This is a genomic window from Streptomyces sp. NPDC028928, from assembly GCF_055564915.1.
The window spans coordinates 300,001-318,459 of the sequence record NZ_JBVHVI010000013.1 but is presented as its reverse complement, the minus strand read 5'-3'; the positions used below and the strand labels follow the sequence as shown (position 1 = coordinate 318,459).

The window sequence follows — 18,459 nt, the reverse complement described above, 5'->3', positions numbered from 1 at the left end:
CCCGCCTCACTTCACGCCCAGCACCTGCTCCACCGGGTCGATCGCGAAGTACACCAGGAACAGCGCCGAGACGCCCCACAGCAGCCAGTTGACCTCCCGGGCCTTCCCCAGCACCGTCTGGATGACGACGTAGGACAGGAACCCCGCCCCGATGCCGTCGGTGATGGAGTACGTGAACGGCATCGCGGCGATGGTCAGGAACGCCGGGATGGCGATCTCGTAGCGGTCCCAGTCGATGTGCTTGACGTGGGTCATCATCAGGAAGCCGACGGCGATCAGCGCGGGCGCCGCCGCCTGGAGCGGGACGATGGTGAGCAGCGGGGTGAGGAAGAGGGCGAGTCCGAAGAGGCCGCCGGTGACCAGGTTGGCGAAGCCGGTGCGGGCGCCCTCGCCGACGCCGGCCGCGGACTCGATGTAGGCGGTGTTGGAGGAGGCCGAGCCGACCCCGCCGGCGACGGCCGCGGCACCGTCGATGAACAGCACGCGGCCGATGCCGGGCACCTGCCCCTGCTCGTCCAGCAGGCCGGCCTCCGCGGTGATGCCGACGATCGTGCCCATGGCGTCGAAGAAGTCCGACAGGATGAGGGTGAAGACCAGCAGGACGGCGGTGAGGACACCGGCCTCGGCGAAGCCGCCGAACAGGCTGAAGTGACCGACCAGCCCGAAGTCCGGGGCGGCGACCACCTTGTCGGGGACCTCGGGTGTGGTCAGGCCCCAGCTCTTGATGTCGGCGACGGCGTCGATGACGATCGCGACGACGGTCATCGTCACGATGCTGATGAGGATCGCGCCCTTCACCTTGCGGGCGAGCAGCGCGATGGTGAGCAGCACACCCAGGCAGAAGACCAGCACCGGCCAGCCGGTGAGCCGGCCGACGGCGCCGAGCTGGACCGGCACGGTGGTGTGGGCGGCATCCGGGATGCGGCTGACGAACCCGGCGTCCACGAAGCCGATGAAGGCGATGAACAGGCCGATGCCGACGCCGATGGCCTGCTTCAGCTGCTGCGGGATCGCGTTCATGATGGCCCTGCGGAGTCCGGTGAGGACCAGCAGGCAGATGACGAGGCCTTCGAGGACGACCAGGCCCATCGCGTCCGCCCAGCTCATCAGCGGGGCGAGCTGGAAGGCGACGACGGCGTTGAGGCCGAGGCCGGCGGCGACGGCGAGCGGCAGGTTCCCGCCGACACCCATGACGACCGTCATCACACAGGCCACCAGCGCGGTGGCGGTGACGAGCTGGCCGGTGTCCAGCGCGTGGCCGTACTTGTCCTTCGCGCTGCCCAGGATGATCGGATTCAGGACAAGGATGTAGGCCATCGTGAAGAACGTGGCGAAGCCGCCGCGTATCTCGCGCCCGAGCGTGGATCCCCGCTCGGAGATCCTGAAGTACCGGTCCACGGACATGGTCCCACTCCTCGTCACCTGATGATCAGTGTGCGGATGCTGGCTGGATTGTTCCCGCGTCGAACCCGTTTCAGGTTTTCTCCGTGTTACGTATGCGAGTTCGGTCGGCCATACGATGTCCGACCCCCCGTACGAGGACACGAAACGATCACTGTTACGCTTCCGGATCTCCGTCCGGGCCCTCCCCGGACCCTCGCATGTCATTCACATGACACTCACAGAGCGCGTATCGAGAAGAGGTCACCCGTGGGCACAGTCGTCGACGACGCAGCCTCCGTGGAGTTCCATGCCTTCTTCGAGCGGCACTACGCCGAACTCGCCCGTCTCGCCCACCTGTTGACCGGGGAGGCGGACGCCGCCGACGACCTCGCGGCGGACGCCCTGCTGGCGCTGTGGCACCGCTGGGACCGGGTGCGCGCGGCCGACCACCCGGTGGCGTACGCGCGGGGCGTGGTCGCCAACCTGGCCCGCACCCGGATCCGCAGCGCGGTGCGCGAGCGGCGGCGGATCGCGCTGTTCTGGCCGCGGGGCGAGGAGCGGACCGAGAACCCGGACGTCGCCGGTGTGGTGGACGTCCAGGAGGCGCTGCGCAGACTGCCCTTCCGCAAACGGGCGTGTGTGGTGCTCCGGCACGCGTTCGACCTGTCGGAGAAGGACACCGCGCTCGCGCTCGGAGTCTCGGTGGGTACGGTAAAGAGCCAGACGTCCAAGGGCATGGCCGAACTGCAGCGGCTGCTCGGCCCGCAGGGCGACCCGCGGCGGGTGCACGCGGCGATGGCGGCCGGGGCCGGCGAGAGCGGAGGAAGGAACCGATGAGGCAGCAGGACGTGCACGACGAGCTGCGCGCCCGGCTGCACGAGGCGGCCGAGGCCCACGAACCCGACCGCGCACGCATCCTGGCCCGGGTGGAGCGCGGCATGGCCGCGCGGTCCCGCACCGACCACCGGGCCGGGCGGCCACCGGTGTCCGGCTGGATCAGGGTGGTCACCGCGACGGCCGCGGTGGCCGGTGTGCTCGCGGTCGGGGGCTACGCGGTGGCGTCCGCGGTGAAGGACGACCCGCCGGCCCGGCAGACGGTGGCGGTGTCGCCGACGCCCTCCGAGTCCCCCGCGCCGACGACCCGTACCCCCCTTCCCCCGGCGGACCCGGCGCCCGGCAAGGGGGGTGCCGGCCGGCCGTCCCGCACGCCCGGCTCCTCCCCGTCCCGCACCCCGCAGGCCACCGCCACGGCCGAGCCGCCGGTGGCGCGCGCCGAACAGGACGGTCCCCTGTGGTCGGACGGCTCGGTGGACCCGCACAGCAACGAGTTCTGGGCGCAGAGCAATCTGACCCTGAAGACCTCCGGGGAACTGACGTCTCTCACCGTCGAGTTGAGGATCGCCCAGACCGGCGGGGTCACGTCGACGGGTGCCTGGCGTTCGCTGCCGGAGGGGGACTTCAGCCAGAGCGTCACGGAGGAGGACGGGTTCGTCGTCTACACGTGGACGCTGAAACAGGGGCGTACGGTGCCGGCGGGCCAGTGGGTCTTCGCGGGGCAGTACGACCATGAGCGTGGGGGGCGGGACGCGGGGCGCGACCGCTATGTCATGACCGGTGTGGCCGGGGGGCGTACGTATGCGGTGACCGGGGACTTCGCCGCGCATGCGCGGGACAGCTCGGGTGGTGACTCGTAGTTCCGCGGGTGTCCCGCGCCCCGAAGGGGCGCGGGGAACCGGCGCTCGGCCACGACGAACCCGCAGCCTCACTTCATGGTCGCCCCGATGGCGCCCGACCCCGTGGTCAGGAACGAGGTGGCCGGCAACGCCCCGTCGGCGCCCCGCGCCCCGTACGCACCCGTCGCGTCCGTCGACCTGAAAGCGGGCGTGCTCACCCCGCTGTCCCAGTTGTCGGCGGCGGAGACGGTGCGGGAACCCAGTTTCGCCGGGCCGCCCTTGTTGCCCACGGCCAGGTTCCGGGCCAGGCGGGCCTTGCCCGTCCCGAAGAAGAAGCCGGACTCGGCGTTGGCGTAGGCGGTGTTGCGGTTGAGCACGATCGCGCCGGTGTTGGAGTTCTCGGTGAACCCGTTCAGGGTGTTGCCCCAGGCGGCGTTGCCGTTGACGGCGTGGGCGGCCGAGGCCCCGCCGCCGCCCAGCTTGAAGCCGTTGCCGTTGCCCTCGAAGGCGGAGTCGTTCCAGCGGTTCCTGCCGTTGCCGAAGGCCCAGGAGTGCTCGATGGTGACGGGTGAGGAGAACTGCCAGAGGTCGAGACCGTCGTCCGAGTTGTCGAAGAGGCGGGCGCCGGTGACCTTGTTGCCGGTGCCGGAGCCGAACTTGATGGCGATGCCGTCGGCGTTCTGGCCGTGGCCCGAGGCGTCGTAGTTGCCGTGACTGTCCAGGTTCTGCACGAGGTTGCCGACCGTGCCGTCGCCGCGCAGGGTGAAGCCGGAGTCGCCGTTGTCCGCGGTGACGAGGTTCTTGAAGATGCCGCCGGTGGAGGAGGTGACGACGAGGCCCTGGGCCGGGGACTTCTGGAAGGTGAGGTTCTGCACGGTCCAGTAGCTGCCGTAGATGCCGGCGAGCCAGGAGCCGGCGGGCAGCTTGGAGCCGTCGATCCTCACCTTCTCGCTGCCGTGGGCCTTCAGCGTGATCCGGTTCGAACGGGTGCCGCTCGCCGTGGACTTGAGGGTGAAGGTCGGGTAGTAGGTGCCGCCCCGCACCTGGATCACGGTGCCGGCGGCGGCGTTCCTGACCGCGGACTCCAGCTGGGCGGTGGTGGACACGGTGACCGTGGCCGTGGCGGCCTGGGCGCCGCCGTCGGACAGGCCGAGGTGGACGCCGCCGGCCCCCGCGGCTACGGCCACCGCGGCGGCGATCGAGAGGGTGCGTGTCCTGCGGTGGCGTCCGGTGCTCTGCCGCACTGGGGGTTCCTTCCGTAGCGGGTGTGACGCGTCCCGGTCGCCGCCGTGGCCGGAACGGGTTGCCGCGTCCGCGCGAGAACAACCGAAACTTTCGGCCGGCCCGCTCCGGCGCACACCGATTGACGCGCTGCGCCCCGCTGGTGACACTCGCGAGAACGCACACCACCCAACAGAAACCCTCACGCTCACACAGGACGGTCATGCGTCTCAGAACACTGCTGGTCCCGCTCCTCGCCCTGCTCCTCACCCTGGCGGCCGCCCCGCCCGGCTCCGCGGACACCGCGCGGTCGAAGTACGCGGGCTATCTGTTCGCCTACTTCACCGGCGAGGGCACGGCCGACGGCGAACAGATCCGCTACGCGCTCAGCCAGGGCAACGACCCGCTGCACTGGCGGGAGTTGAACGGCGGACAGCCGGTGCTGACCTCCACCATCGGGGAGAAGGGCCTGCGCGACCCGTTCGTGATCCGCTCCCCGAAGGGCGACAGGTTCTACCTCATCGCCACCGACCTGCGGATGTACCGGAACAGCAGCGGAAGCTGGGACCACGTCCAGCGGCACGGCAGCAAGTCCGTCATGGTGTGGGAGTCCACCGACCTGGTCCACTGGACCGACCAGCGGCTGGTGCGGGTGGCGCCCGACAACGCGGGCAACACCTGGGCGCCGGAGGCCTACTGGGACAGCCGGCTGCACGCGTACGTGGTCTTCTGGGCGTCGAAGCTGTACGCCGACGACGACCCGGAGCACACCGGCTCCACGTACAACCGCATGCTCTACGCGACGACCAAGGACTTCCGCACCTTCAGCGCGCCCGAGGTGTGGGACGACCCCGGCTACTCGGTCATCGACTCGACGGTCATCAAGGACAAGGGGACGTACTACCGCTTCACCAAGGACGAGCGGGATCCGTCCTCCAGCTCGCCGTGCTCGAAGTTCATCACCGCGGAGAAGTCGCGGAACCTGACCGACACGTCGTACGACTTCGTCGCCGACTGCGTCGGCGGCAACGCCCTCGCGCGGGGCGAGGGCCCGACGGTCTTCAAGTCCAACACCGAGAAGAAGTGGTACCTGTTCATCGACGAGTACGGCCTGCGCGGGTACGTGCCGTTCGAGACCACGGACCTCGCCTCCGGCACATGGACGCCGTCCTCGGACCACGCGCTGCCGGCGAGCCCCCGCCACGGCACGGTGCTGCCGGTGACGGGGGCCGAGTACGAGCGGCTGCTCAGGACGTACGGATAGGACTCAGCTGACGAAGTACGTCGGGTTCGGCAGCTTGTACGTGCGGTCCGCGTGACCGCCCTCCAGGTCCGAGTACTGGTCGCCGAAGTTGGCGATGATCTCGTAGCCCAGGTCGTCCTCGATGTGCTTGCGCGTCCCGGATTTGTACTGCACCGTCGTGCAGTTCCAGGCGCCCGCGGTGGCGCACTCCTTCAGGTAGGCCGGCGGGTTGGCCTTGTCCTTGAGGAACATGTGGTCGGCGTCGAGGTTCACATCGGCGCCGACCTTCTTCAGGTTCTCCACGGCGGCGGCACGCTGGGCCTCGCTCAGACCGGAGTTGTAGAAGACCTCGACGCCCTTGGACTCGGCGTACCGGACCAGCTCCGGGCTGCCGAAGACGGCCGGGCGGTCCGCCTTGTTCACGTAGTCGTTCCACGTGGTGGAGTTGTACGTGTAGTTGGTGCGCTTCTCGTAGTCGAGGCTGAGCAGCAGCGTGTCGTCGATGTCGAAGACGACGGCCGGCTTCTCGCCGTGCCGGTGCGCCTTGCGGGCAGCCTTGTCGATGTAGCGCTTGGCGTCGGCGTCGATGCGCGCCAGGTCCTCGGCGTACGGGCTGTCCGGCGACGCCTGGTAGACACCGCTGCTGTCGGCGGTGGTGCCGTAGTAGGTGTCGATGTCCTTCACCAGGACGCCTATGTTGTACGGCTCGTGGGTGGAGTTCGCCGTCGACTGACCGGCGGTGGCCGCGCCCGCGCCGTACAGCGCCGCACCGGCGACGAGGCAGGCGGCACCGGCCGCGACCGCCTTGAGGGACTTCCGCATGGATTCTCCGGATCTGGTGGATGAGAGTGATGTACCAGGTCAGAGACTGTCTACGCGCATCACGCAGGCAGGGCGAGGCCCGTTATCCGATCGATACGCACTCCTTGTCGCGCTCCCACCTGGAGCATTACCTTCCGATTGCCTTGATCTGGGCTTCCCTTGACCCGATGGCCCTATGGTCGGTTACCGCGACTGCGAACGGGGGTTCATCGGTGGGCGACGGCAAGGTGCCCGGCAAGGTCCTGGACATCAAGACCGCCGACATCAAGGCGGCGGCACCGGCCTTCCACCAGGGGGCCATCGATCTGAGCAAGGCGCTGACCACGCTCATCAAGACCCTCGACGGCCTCGGCGAACCCTGGGGCCACGACGAACAGGGTGACAAGTTCGGCAACGCCTACAAGCCGCAGCAGAAGAAGATCGAGAGCGCGGCGGGTGTGCTGGTGCTCGGTCTGACGAGCATTCACGAGGCCATGGTGGACCTCTCGGACGGGCACGTGGACAACGACAAGCTCATCGCCGGCATGTTCACGGAAGTGAAGACCCCCCAGCAGAGCGACGGTGCCGGTGAGCGTTGAGGACACAGCCCGCCACATCCTTCTCAAGATGGGTCTGTGGTGGCCCGAGGCCGACTCCGACAAGCTGCGGGACGCGGCGAAGGCCTGGCGTGCCTTCGCCGACTCGGTGGACGACGTCCGCGCCCCCGTGCACCGCAGCGCGTCCTCGATCATCCACAACAACACCGGTGAATCGATCGAGGCGTTCGAGAAGTTCTGGGACCGTTACGCCAAGGACCAGGACGGCGGCTGGCTGAGCGACCTGGCCAAGTCCTCGCGGGAGATGGCCAAGGCGCTGGAGAAGTTCGCCGACGCCATCGACGACGCGATCAACAAGCTCTGGACGCAGATCGGCATCGACGCGGCCGTGATCGCGGGCGGGGTGGCGCTGGCCTTCTTCACCGCGGGCCTGGCCTCCGGTGCCGCCGCGGTGGCGGCCGAGGCGATCATCGAGTTCGGCGCCACGATGGGCGTCGCGGTGACCACGACCGTCGCCGAGATCGCCGCGGGCACGCTGGTCGCCGCCGCGTTCGGCGGTGTCGAGTCCGTCACGGTCGACCTCGCGGTGGCCCAGCCGCTGAAGATCGCCACCGGTCTCCAGCAGGGCTTCAGCCTGGACGAGATCAACCAGGCCGCCAAGGACGGCATGATCTTCGGCGGCGCCCTCGGCGCGGGCGGCGGCGTACTCAAGGCGGGCATGGAGGGCGGGTTCAGCAGCACCACCCCGCTGCTGCTGCGTCCGCCGTCCCTCCGCCCCGACCTGGTGGAGCTGGGCCCGGCCGCCCGCAACGCCGAACGCACCCCCTGTGTCGGCGAGCCGATCGACGTGGCGACCGGCGCCATGCTGATGACCCAGACGGACCTGACCCTGCCGGGCAGCCTCCCCCTGGAGTTCACGCGCACCCACCTCTCCTCCTACCGGGGTGGCGTCTGCTTCGGCCCCACCTGGATCTCCACCCTGGACGAGTGCCTCCAGATCGACGGCGAGGGCGTCGTCCTCGCCACGGCCGACGGCATGCGCCTGGTCTACCCGGTACCGGAGCCGGGCGTGTCCACGATGCCGGTCAAGGGCCCGCGCTGGCCCCTGGAGTGGGACGGCAAGCCGGACGGCGCGATGACGGTCACCGACCCGGCGACCGGTGTGACCCGGACCTTCGCCGCCCCCGTCCCCTCCCCCTCCTTCGGCGTCTTCCACCTGGCGCTGGACTCCTGGTCCGACCGCAACGGCAACCGCATCGACGTCGAACGCGACGACGAGGGCATCCCCTTCGCCATCCGCCACTCCGGCGGCTACTACGTCGCCGTCGACACCGAGGGCCCGCGCATCACGGCCCTGCGCCTGCTGGACGAGCCGCCCTCCCGCTACCGCCCGTCCGCCGCGCCCGACGAGGGTACGGTCGTCATGCGTTACGCCTACGACACCGCCGGCAACCTCACCGAGGTCATCAACTCCAGCGGCGAGCCCCTGCGCTTCACCTACGACACCGAGGGCCGCGTCACCCGCTGGACCGACCGCAACGGCACCTGGTTCGGTTACGTCTACGACGAGCGGGGCCGGGTGACCCGTACCGAGGGCGTCGACGGCATCCTCTCCGGCACCCTCACCTACGACGACGACACCCGCACGACGACGTACACCGACTCCCAGGGCCACACCTCGGTCCACCGGTACAACACCGAGGGCCTGGTGGTGGAGGAGACGGACCCGCTCGGGCACGTCACCCGCACGGAGTGGGACGAGTACGGCACCCACCCGGTCGCGGTGACCGATCCGCTGGGGCACACCACCCGATGCGCTTACGACGACGCCGGCAACCTGGTCGGCCTCACCCTGCCGGACGGCTCCGAGGCCCGGGCCGCGTACAACGCGCTTGGCCTGCCGACCGAGGTGGTCGAGCCGGGCGGCGCACTCTGGCGGCACACCTATGACGAGCGGGGCAACCTCCTCACGACCGTCGATCCCACGGGGGCCGAGACCCGGTACACACAGGACGAGGCGGGCCGGCCGACCACGATCACCGACGCCCTCGGCCACACCCGCACGGTCGTCTACAACGACGCAGGACTGCCCCTCGCTCTCACGAACGAACTGGGCCACACGACGACGATCCGCCGGGACGCCTTCGGCCGCGTGACCGAGGTGACCGATCCTCTCGGTCACACCACCCGCCTGGGCTGGACGACGGACGGCAGACCCGCCTGGCGCGAATCGGCCGACGGCACACGCGAGTCCTGGACCTGGGACGCCGAGGGCAATCTGCTCGCCCACACGGACCCCGCCGGGAACACCACCCACCACACGGTGACGCACTTCGACGTACCCGCCACACGAACGGATCCGGACGGCGCACACTACGCGTTCACCTACGACACGGAACTGCGTCTGACAGGAGTTACCAACCCGCAGGGCCGTACATGGACCTACACCTACGACGAGGCGGGCCGTCTGACGGCCGAGTCGGACTTCAACGGCCGCACGCTCACGTACACCCACGACGCGGCTGGCCGGCTCGCCTCCCGTACGAACGGGGCCGGGGAGAGCCTTCGTTTCACGCGAGACGCAGCGGGCCGCGTGGTGGAACAGCACGACGAGGCCGGCGGTGGCATTACCACCTACAGCTATGGGCCCGATCGCAGGCTGGCGCACGCTGCCAACGCCGGCACCGAGGTGTCGTTGGAACGGGACCCGCTGGGCCGGGTCGTGGCGGAGACCGTCAACGGCCGCAGGATCAGCTACGGATACGACGCCCTCGGACGTCGTATCCGGCGTACGACCCCGTCCGGGCTGGTCTCTGAGTGGTCGTACGACGCCGCGGGACACGCCACCGCGCTCCGCACGGCGGACCACACCCTCACCTTCTCGTACGACACGGCGGGCCGCGAGACCGAGCGACGGCTCGGGGACGATGTCGCCCTTCTCCAGCGGTGGAGTGCGGCCGGCCGGCTGACCGAGCAGTCGCTGACCGTGCTCGCCGGCACCGTGGGAGCGAATCGTCTGCTCCAGCACCGTGGTTATGCCTACCGGGCCGACGGCCACATCACTGAGATCCGCGAGTTGACGTCGGGCACCCGCCGCTTCGATCTCGACGCCGTGGGCCGGGTCACGGGTGTGCGTGCCCATGGTTGGGCGGAAACCTACGCGTACGACGCGGCGGGCAATCCGGTCCGGGCAGACTCACCCGGACTCGGTGTCCGCGGTGAACGTGAGTTCGACGGCACCCTGATCCGCCGAGCCGGCCACACCGTCTACGAGCACGACGCCCAGGGCCGCCTTGTCCGCAAGAAGCGAAACCTGCTCAACGGTCAGCAGCGCGTCTGGTCCTACACATGGAACGCGGAGGACCGACTGACCGAGGCGGTCAGCCCCGAGGGCGACCGATGGTGCTACGTCTATGACCCGTTCGGACGCCGAGTCTCCAAGCATCGTGTGGCCGAGGACGGGTCCGCGCGGGACCGGACCGACTTCTCCTGGGACGACACCCGGCTGGCGGAGCAGACCGCTCCCAGCGGCACGGTGACCACCTGGGAGTTCGCTCCGGACACCGACCGCCCTGTGGCTCAGACCGACCACGAACCGACAGTGCGCGAGGCGGACAGTTCGTTCCTCGCCCGGCTGGCCGAGGAGACCACGGCCGGACAGCGGACTCGGTTCCACACAGTCGTGACCGACGTCGTGGGGACGCCCACCGAACTGGTCACACCGGACGGTCGCCTGGCATGGCAGCGCCGGACCGCGGTGTGGGGTACGCCGTTCCCCGCACCGCCGGACGACGAGGCGTCCGTGGATTGTCCGCTGCGTTTTCCCGGCCAGTACGCGGACCCCGAAACCGGCCTCCACTACAACGTCTTCCGGTATTTCGACCCGGAGACCGGAGGCTTCGTCTCAGCCGACCCACTCGGTCTCGATCCGTACCCGAACCCGTACGCATACGGCCCGAACCCGTTCACGTGGCTCGATCCCCTGGGGCTGGCGTGCAAGAAGATCCCCACCGACGAACTCAACTGGAACACGCGCAGTCGGCCGACTTTCGGCCACACCTTTAGCGAGCACGGAGCCGGTGCGAAGAACACGAAAAGCCTGACCGACCGTGCACGCAGCACGGGCAATCAGCAGGGACAATGGCTGGACAACGACAAGGCCCTGGAATTCCTGAAGACACATCATGACCCCAACGGCGGGGTACGCGAGGTGGAACTTCCGCCGGGGATGGGGCAGGTCATCATGCCAGACGGCACCATAGTCGAGGCCAACTACGCCAGGCTGGTCCCCAAACCCGATGGTTCCTACAAAACGGCTTTTCCGATCCTGAAGAAGTGAGCAGCCCCGTGCCATTCCGCATGACCGTGTCTCCCCCCACTTCCAAGAGTCCGGTGACACACGACCTCGTTCTTGCCGAGGACTATGAATCGCTGGTCATGGATGCCTGTGAGCTTCTGGCCGAGACGGACTGCCGCTTCCACGTGTCGGGATTCGGCCAGGACGCATGGCCCGTGGACATCTCCTACGACCTCTCCTCGGTCATCGAGCAACTCCCGCACGCACGGGCGGCCCTCCGCCGGAAGGACCGAGCACAGATCGACTTCTACGGTCAGGGGGTCGAACGTGTCATCAGCTTCGACCCGGTCGGCGAACAGGTCACCATGACCTGCACGACGCGGACCGACTGGATCCCCGACCCGGCGACCGAGACAGCCTCTCTTCCGGATGTCGAGGACATGCTGGCGGCACTGGCCCACGATTTCCGTCGCGCACTCGACCGTGCCTGCCCGGACATCGCCGCACGGGAACCCTTTGCACAATGGTGAACAGTCGGACGGCCCAAGGAAGGCGGCCGTGATCACTGTGATCCACCTTTCGGTCGTCCAGTTGCTGGACAGCATGGGTGACTTTCTTCGGAGCGGCGCTCGTGTGCTCGGCTTCACCAGTGCCGACACGTCGTTCGGTGACGGTCCGGTGAGGCGGGGAGGATCGCGGCCATAAGATTTGTCGACACCTACTGGGACGGCTCCGGCTTCTTCCTCGACCCGTCCGCCTACCTGGCCGAGCTGCCTCGTCTGCGCGGCGTACTCCCGCCGGGTGCCTGGGCCTTCGTCTCCGAGCCGGGGCACTACGACATCCCTCGCGCCGACCGATGCGTCAAGGACCTGGAGCTGGCCGGGATCCGGCCGGCGACCGACAAGAGCGGTCGGCTGGTGCTGGAGTTCGCGCCGAACCGGTTCAAGCACGAATCGGGGCTGCGTATCAGCTACACGGGTGTGCGGCACTTCTCCATCGACTACGAGCACTCCATCGACTGGATGGCGGTCGACACGGTGCTCCTCGATGAGATCCTTCCGGATGAGGACGGCGGCTGCGTGCACGAGATCGCACTGACCGACGCGCGCATCACGGTCCGCTGCCGGGATCTGGAAGCCGTATGGAGCGACAGGTGCTGATGGAGAAACCGCCTTTCCACTCGGAAGTGCGTGTGCTCCGCGCCCCTGGCACGCCCCGGCTGGCGGGCGAGCTCGGGGGTGTTCTCGGTGTCGCCGAGCCGCCCGACCAGACGACGTCCCTGGCCTACGCCGTGCTGCTCGACGGAGAGGAAGAGTTGTACACGTTCCGCCGCGAGGAGATCGAGCCGACCGGGCGCATGAGAAGGCGGGAGGACTGTTCTCCGGCATCGCCACCCCGCCCTTCATCTCCATCGGAGCGACGATGAACTGACAGCTCAGTACCGTGGCGTCTCTGCGCACGAGGCCACGGTGGTCGTCGGCAACTCCACCGCACTGGCCAACGCCGTCAAAGGGTCAGCGAGGGTTCCAGTCGCCCAGGTACGCCGCCGGGGTGTGCAGCGCGGCCTCGGCCGGGGTGAGCTGGGGGCGGCCTGCGGGGTCGGTGATCACGGCGCCCGGGCCGGTGTTGCGGTACTCCCAAAAGCGCATGGACTGCCAGGGGTAGGCGTCCCGCATGTTGGTGTAGGGGGCCACCGCGTCGATGCCGGGGCCGATCACGCTGTCCCGGACGACCAGGGCGGGCCAGGCGGTGGTCTCGTACGACGGCACCCACGGCCGGGCCAGCTTGTACGCCCCGTCCTCCGCGCCGGAGGTGAAGCGGCAGCGGACGGCGAGGATGCCGTGCGGGTTGGCCCGGGCGGTGGAGGGCGCGAACACCATGCCCTGGGGAGTGAAGTCCACGTCTCTCGGAAGGGTGTGGAAGCGGCAGTGGTCGAACACCGCCGTCGCCCGGCCGAAGACGAAGTCGACGTCTCCCTCGATGTGGCAGTGGTGGAAGTACTGCCGGTCGAAGGACTCCAGTGCGCTCGTGTCCGTGAACAGGGTGTCCTGGTGGGCGAGGAACCGGACGTTCCGGGCGCGGGTGCGGTCGCCGGTGAGGTAGGCGGCGACGGCCTGGGTGCCGGTGATGCCGGGGTGGTCGGCGCGCAGCCAGTCGTTGGCGAGGGTCAGGTCGAGGAGGGTCAGTCCGGGGGCCGCCGAGCTGAAGGTGGCCGAGCCGGCGGTGCCGTACGTGCCCGAGCCGTCCGGTTTCCGCGTGCCGTTGGCGTTGTCGTACACGATGACCACGTCACGGGGGTCGCCGGTGGCCCCGCGCAGGGTCAGGCCGGCCGCCTCGGCGGGGACGTGCACGACCTCGCGGTACGTCCCCGGGTGCAGCAGGAGCGTCCAGCCGGGGCCGGTGACGGCGTCCACGGCGGCCTGCACCAAGTCGCCGGGGCGGATGTGGAGGACCCGGCGGTGGTCACGGGCGAAGGCGTGGGGCGTGCCGAGCGCCGACGCGCCGCCGACGAGTCCCCCGAGGAGGGTGCGTCTGCGGAGCATCAGCACTCCTCCCACGGCGTCCAGTCCCCGAGCCAGGCCGTCCTGGTCGCCGACGCGGCCTGTTCGTCGGTCAGCTGGGGCCGGTTCCCCGGGACGGTGACGACCGCGCCGGGGCCGGTGTTGCGGTACTCGGCGAAGCGCTGGTTCTGCCAGGGGTGGGCCGCCGACATGTTGGTGTAGGGGGCGACCGCGTCGATGCCGGGGCCGAGCCGGGTGTCGCGGACGGTGAGCATCGGGCGGGCGGTGGGGTCGGAGCTGGGCACCCAGGGGCGGGCCAGCTTGTAGCAGGCGTCCGGGGCCTCGCTGGTGACGCGGCTGTGGGTGACGAGGTAGCCGCGCGGGTTGGCGACGGCCGTGGAGGGCGCGAAGACGAAGCCGTAGGGTGGCGCGGCCAGGTCCGTCCGGTTCAGGGTGCGGAAGTGGCAGTGCTCGTAGACCGCGGTCGCCCGGCCGAAGACGAAGTCGACGTCTCCCTCGGCGTAGCAGTGGGCGTAGTACTGGCGGGCGAGGACACCGAGGGCCGTCGAGTCGGCGTACAGGGTGTCCTGGTGGCCGAGGAAGCGGCAGTGCAGGAAGGCGCTGCGGTCGCCCTGCACCTTGAGGGCGACGGCCTGGGTGCCGCTGGTCTCCGGGTGGCCGGCGCGCAGCCAGTCGTTGGCGAAGGTGATCCAGCGGGCGGTGAACCCGTCGGCCTGGACGGTGGTGGTCGCCGAGCCGCTGGTGCCGTGGGTGCCGCCGCCGGGCTTGGGGGTGCCGGCCGCGTTGTCGTAGACGATGACGGCGTCCCGGGGGTTCTCGGAGGCGCCGATCCAGGTCATCTCCGTACGGCCGGCGTCGACGGCGACCGTCTCCCGGTAGCGGCCGGGGGCGATCACGAGGGTCCGGCCGCTGCCGGTGGCGGCGGTCACCGCGGCCTGGACGGTGGTGAAGTCGCCCCGGCCGTGCGGGTCGACGTAGAGGGTGCCGGGGGTGAGGCGGCGGGCCGGGGAGCCGTAGCGGCCGAACGGGCGCGCGAGGGCGTGTGCGGGGGCGGACGTCAGGGCGAGCGCGGCGGTGGCCGCGGTGCTCGCGGTGAGCAGACCCCGTCTGGAGAGGGGCACGGCTGTACTCCTTCAGGTGAAGAGGGGGCCGGCGGCCCGGCCCCCTCGGGTCAGCGCAGGTGGCCGGCGCCCGCGCGGTGGTCGACGATGCCGGGGACGGCCTGCGGCCGGTCCACCCTGGTGCGCAGGACCGGTGTCCAGCCGGCCCCGGACCGGAGGATCTCGCCGGGCACTTGCGTGTTGTGGACGGCGATGAGGTCGGTCGGCTCGCCGTTGACGTGGTTGTCGCCGGCGGTGACCGGCGCCTCCTTCCACTTCTTCAGGACCGAACCGGCCTTCACGCCCGCCGGCAGGGTGAACGCGTTGTGCTCGGCGACCAGCTGGGACTCCATGCCGATGCCGTAGCTGTAGGAGTAGCCGTCGCCGGCGACGAAGTGGTTGTTGTACGAGTCCACCTGCCCGAAGCGGACCCGCGGGGCGCGCTCGACCAGGTTCCGGAACAGGTTGTGGTGGAAGGTGACCTTCAGGTGCCCGCGGTCGACGGCGGCCGTGGACGCGCTGTCGCTGTTGCCGATGAGGATCGTCTTGTCGTGGTCCTCGAAGACGTTCCAGGAGGCGGTGACGTGGTCGGCGCCCTTGACGATGTCCAGCTCGCCGTCGTGCTGCTGGTAGATCCGGCCGTAGTACGAGGGCAGGGTGCTGTCCGGGTGGTCGCCGTCGGTGAAGGTGTTGTGATCCATCCACACATGGGTCGACCCGTGGACGACGGCGCTGTCGTACTCGGAGTTCCAGTTGCCGTCGGCGGTGTCGGTCGGGTCCCACTGCGGGAAGCAGTCGAGGGGGCTCTCGAAGGTCAGGTTGCGGACGATGACGTTGTCGACGCCCTTGATATGCAGGCTGGCACCCTTGAAGCCGGCGTTCCGGCCGACGCCGACGATGGTCGTGTCGGCCGGGACGGTGGCCTTGACGAAGGCGTCCTGGTTCGCGGCGGAGGCGCGGCGCAGGCCCTCGGGGCTGTCGTCGGGCTCGGCGTCGAGGTTCTTGGTACGGCCCCACACCGCCGGGTCGTAGGTCTTCAGATAGGCGTCGAAGTCGTACCCGGGCGCGGCGAAGGCAGCGCAGCTCGGCCCGTCGGCGTCGATCATGCCCTTCACCCGGACGATCTTCGGCGCGCTGCCGCCGTCCGCCAGGGCCGCCTTGAACTGCTCCCAGGTGGTGACGGTGTACACGTGCGCGGAGTCGGCGGCGGCCCCGCCGGTGGTCCCGGTGCCGTACGCCGCCCAGCCGTCGTTGGCGGGCAGCACCTGCCGCTCGAGGCCGGCGCGGTGGGCCGGCTGCGCGGACGCGGTGCCGGTGACGGCGAGGGCGAGGGCCGTGCCGCCCACCAGGGCAGCTATGACACGTCCATGACATCTCTGTGTACGCACTGTGCGGCTCTCCTCGATGACGAAGGTCAGGATGCGGGTGCGGGCGGCCAGGTGATCCAGGACGCCGGGACGTCCTCGTGCAGCCGTACGACGTCGCGCCGGGCCAGCACCCGGGTGCGCAGCAGCTCCTGCGCCACGAGCCGGGCCACGGCGATCGCGCCGGGCGGGTTGAAGTGCGTGTTGTCCTGTTCGGTGGCGGTCCAGTTGAAGTAGGTCTTCGTCTCCTCCACCCCGAGCCGCTGCCACAGCGCGAGCGACAGCGCCTCGATGTCCAGCAGCGCGACACCCTCCTGCCCGGCCAGCGCCCGCACGGCCGCCGGGTACTCGCCGTGGGTCGGCAGGGCGTTGCCCCCGGCGTCGAACTTGCGGCGCTCGACGGAGGTGGCGAGGACCGGCCGGGCGCCATGAGCGCGGGCGCCCTCGACGTAGAGCCGCAGGTACTGCTGGTACGTCGACCACGGCTCGGTGTAGCGGGACGGGTCGCTGGACTTCTCGTCGTTGTGCCCGAACTGGATGAGCAGGAAGTCCCCGGGCCGGATCCCGGCGAGGATCGCGTCGAGCCGCCCTTCCTCCACGAAGCTCTTCGAACTCCGCCCGTTCACGGCGTGATTGGCGACCTTGACCTCCTTCCGAAGGAAGAAGGGCAGCGCCATGCCCCACCCGGTTTCGGGAGCGGCGTCGGCGTATTTCTGTGCGGCCGTCGAATCACCGGCGATGTAGAGGGTGCGAGATTCCCGACGGGAACGACCGACAACGGGAACGGCGGCAATCGCGGCGGAGGTGACTTGTCTACGCGTGAGGGACACGAAGGGTACCTTTCGAATGCAGGGAGCTGTCCAGGGCGCGGGGAACTGCGCGACCAGCCACAAGGAACCCGCAGTCCCCCACAACCACGACCACCCGAGCCGTCAGTGGTTCTTCTTCCAGTCGGCCTGCGCGGCATTGAGCTGATCGGCCAACAGGTCCAGGAACTCCTTCGCACTCAACTTCCCCAGCAGCACCTTCTGGAAGTTCGGCTCGTTGTCCGCCTTGGAAATGGTGTTCCAGTCAGGCAGGTAGTACGGCAACTGAACGATCTTCGTGCTGGCCCCGTTCAACGCCTCCGCGGCCAGCTTCGTGGGCTCCGACGCCCGCACCCACGCGTCCTGCGCCGCCTCCGTGTTCGCCGGCACCTGCCCCGCGACCTGGTTCCACTTGCTGTTGGAGGCGTGCGAGGCGGCGAACTCGATGAACTTCCACGCGGCGGCCTTGTTCTTGCTGGACTTGAACAACGCGAGCCCGTCGACCGGGTTGGACACCTGCACCCGGGTCCCGTCGTCCAGGGTCGGGTTGGGAATGCCCCTGAACTTGCCCTTCAGGGCCTTCTCGTGGTCGGCGTAGGAACCCAGGTTGTGGCTGAGCATTCCGATCGTGCCGGAATCCCACTGGGCGACCATCTTGGTGAAGTCGTTGTTCACGTCGGCGGACGGGGTGTCCTTCTTGTACAGGCCGACGTACTTCTCCAGCGCGGCGACGTTCTTCGGGTCGTTGACGGTGGTCTTGTCACCGTTCCAGAAGGACGTGATCCCGCTCTGCCCGTACATGGCGTCCAGGGCCTGGGCGATGGAGCCCTCGCCACCGCGGATGGTGTACCCGAACGCGTTCTTGTCCTTGTCGGTGAGTTTGCCGGCGGCCTTGTAGAAGTTCGTCCAGGTGGTCGGCGGGTCCAGCTCGGCCGCGCCGAACAGGTCGGTGCGGTACCAGAGCGTGCCGTTGTTCGCGGAGGTCGGCACGGTGTACGTCTTGCCGTCCCCGCCGGCGGCCTTCACGCCCTCCAGGAACTTGGTGTTGAGCTTGCCGTTCAGCGGGCTGCCGGAGATCCGGTCGTCCAGCGGCTCCAGCGCGCCCTGCGCGGCGACCTCGGCCAGCATCGCCGTACCGACACCGCCGACGTCGGGCAGGCCGCCGCCCTGGATGGCGGTGTCGTACTTGGACTGCACGCTCGCGGCGGGCACGCCCACGTAGTCGACCTTGATGTCGGGGTACTTGTTCTGGAAGTCGGCGATGATCTGCTTCCAGACGTCGGTGCGGACACCGCCGTTGTTGTCCCAGAAGGTGATCGTGCCCTTGCCGGAGCCCTCGTTCCCCTTGTCCCCCGCGCTGCCGCTGCCGTCGTCGCCGCAGGCGGTGGCGGTCAGGGCGAGGACGGATCCCAGGGCGACGGCCAGGGCGGCGCGCCTGCTTCTGCGGATACGGATGCTGCTTGTCATGGTCGGCTCTCTTCTTCTGGATCCA

The 18,459-nt window shown here is 69.4% G+C and carries 14 protein-coding genes and 1 pseudogene; 7 read left to right on the top strand and 8 right to left on the bottom strand.

Translation table 11 applies throughout. The features are described 5' to 3' along the window. Nucleotides 1–6 precede the first annotated feature (6 nt). On the bottom strand, nucleotides 7–1,404 hold the full coding sequence (locus ACZ4U1_RS30145; protein WP_467907308.1) for an NCS2 family permease: 1,398 nt from the start codon (nucleotides 1,402–1,404) through the stop codon (nucleotides 7–9). A 246-nt stretch (nucleotides 1,405–1,650) separates the two neighbouring features. On the opposite strand from ACZ4U1_RS30145, the gene ACZ4U1_RS30140 reads away from it, so the two are divergent. Together ACZ4U1_RS30140 and ACZ4U1_RS30135 are read left to right on the top strand one after the other, a co-directional pair. After that, on the top strand, nucleotides 1,651–2,220 hold the full coding sequence (locus ACZ4U1_RS30140) for a SigE family RNA polymerase sigma factor (protein ID WP_467907307.1): 570 nt from the start codon (nucleotides 1,651–1,653) through the stop codon (nucleotides 2,218–2,220). Further along, nucleotides 2,217–3,077 (top strand): hypothetical protein, encoded by an 861-nt coding sequence (locus ACZ4U1_RS30135; RefSeq protein WP_467907306.1) that lies wholly within the window; start codon nucleotides 2,217–2,219, stop codon nucleotides 3,075–3,077. The genes ACZ4U1_RS30140 and ACZ4U1_RS30135 overlap by 4 nt, the downstream gene beginning before the upstream one ends. 68 nt (nucleotides 3,078–3,145) lie before the next feature. On the opposite strand, the gene ACZ4U1_RS30130 is transcribed toward ACZ4U1_RS30135, so the two are convergent. Beyond that, on the bottom strand, nucleotides 3,146–4,300 hold the full coding sequence (locus ACZ4U1_RS30130; RefSeq protein ID WP_467907305.1) for a right-handed parallel beta-helix repeat-containing protein: 1,155 nt from the start codon (nucleotides 4,298–4,300) through the stop codon (nucleotides 3,146–3,148). Between the two features lie 200 nt (nucleotides 4,301–4,500). Here ACZ4U1_RS30130 and ACZ4U1_RS30125 point away from each other — a divergent pair. Further along, a pseudogene (locus tag ACZ4U1_RS30125) lies at nucleotides 4,501–5,535 on the top strand (glycoside hydrolase family 43 protein); the annotation flags it as partial. A gap of 9 nt (nucleotides 5,536–5,544) precedes the next feature. Here the strand turns inward: ACZ4U1_RS30125 and ACZ4U1_RS30120 are convergent. Next, a complete protein-coding gene (locus tag ACZ4U1_RS30120; RefSeq protein WP_467907304.1) occupies nucleotides 5,545–6,342 on the bottom strand; it encodes an HAD family acid phosphatase in 798 nt (265 codons plus the stop codon). Nucleotides 6,343–6,554: 212 nt separating this feature from the next. On the opposite strand from ACZ4U1_RS30120, the gene ACZ4U1_RS30115 reads away from it, so the two are divergent. The 4 genes from ACZ4U1_RS30115 (at nucleotide 6,555) to ACZ4U1_RS30100 (ending at nucleotide 12,335) form a co-directional block, all read left to right on the top strand. Continuing rightward, on the top strand, nucleotides 6,555–6,920 hold the full coding sequence (locus tag ACZ4U1_RS30115) for a hypothetical protein (protein WP_467907303.1): 366 nt from the start codon (nucleotides 6,555–6,557) through the stop codon (nucleotides 6,918–6,920). A gap of 28 nt (nucleotides 6,921–6,948) precedes the next feature. Continuing rightward, nucleotides 6,949–11,217, top strand: a complete 4,269-nt coding sequence (locus tag ACZ4U1_RS30110; protein ID WP_467907302.1) for a DUF6531 domain-containing protein — start codon at nucleotides 6,949–6,951, stop codon at nucleotides 11,215–11,217. Between the two features lie 53 nt (nucleotides 11,218–11,270). After that, on the top strand, nucleotides 11,271–11,705 hold the full coding sequence (locus ACZ4U1_RS30105; RefSeq protein WP_467907301.1) for a hypothetical protein: 435 nt from the start codon (nucleotides 11,271–11,273) through the stop codon (nucleotides 11,703–11,705). A 387-nt stretch (nucleotides 11,706–12,092) separates the two neighbouring features. Then, nucleotides 12,093–12,335, top strand: a complete 243-nt coding sequence (locus ACZ4U1_RS30100) for a hypothetical protein (RefSeq protein WP_467907300.1) — start codon at nucleotides 12,093–12,095, stop codon at nucleotides 12,333–12,335. A 354-nt stretch (nucleotides 12,336–12,689) separates the two neighbouring features. Here ACZ4U1_RS30100 and ACZ4U1_RS30095 read toward each other — a convergent pair whose 3' ends face one another. The 5 genes from ACZ4U1_RS30095 to ACZ4U1_RS30075 form a co-directional block, all read right to left on the bottom strand. Further along, nucleotides 12,690–13,718 (bottom strand): pectinesterase family protein, encoded by a 1,029-nt coding sequence (locus tag ACZ4U1_RS30095; protein ID WP_467907299.1) that lies wholly within the window; start codon nucleotides 13,716–13,718, stop codon nucleotides 12,690–12,692. Continuing rightward, nucleotides 13,718–14,818 (bottom strand): pectinesterase family protein, encoded by a 1,101-nt coding sequence (locus tag ACZ4U1_RS30090; RefSeq protein ID WP_467907298.1) that lies wholly within the window; start codon nucleotides 14,816–14,818, stop codon nucleotides 13,718–13,720. Before ACZ4U1_RS30090 ends, ACZ4U1_RS30095 begins: the two co-directional genes overlap by 1 nt. 50 nt (nucleotides 14,819–14,868) lie before the next feature. Beyond that, nucleotides 14,869–16,185, bottom strand: coding sequence for a pectate lyase family protein (locus ACZ4U1_RS30085; RefSeq protein ID WP_467907297.1), 1,317 nt, complete (start codon nucleotides 16,183–16,185; stop codon nucleotides 14,869–14,871). A gap of 26 nt (nucleotides 16,186–16,211) precedes the next feature. Beyond that, the gene (locus tag ACZ4U1_RS30080) at nucleotides 16,212–16,991 is read right to left on the bottom strand and encodes a rhamnogalacturonan acetylesterase (RefSeq protein WP_467907296.1); all 780 of its coding nucleotides are present in this window, start codon (nucleotides 16,989–16,991) and stop codon (nucleotides 16,212–16,214) included. Nucleotides 16,992–17,093: 102 nt separating this feature from the next. Further along, entirely contained in the window at nucleotides 17,094–18,434 is a 1,341-nt protein-coding gene (locus tag ACZ4U1_RS30075; protein ID WP_467907295.1) for an ABC transporter substrate-binding protein, read from the bottom strand. Between the last annotated feature and the right edge of the window lie 25 nt (nucleotides 18,435–18,459).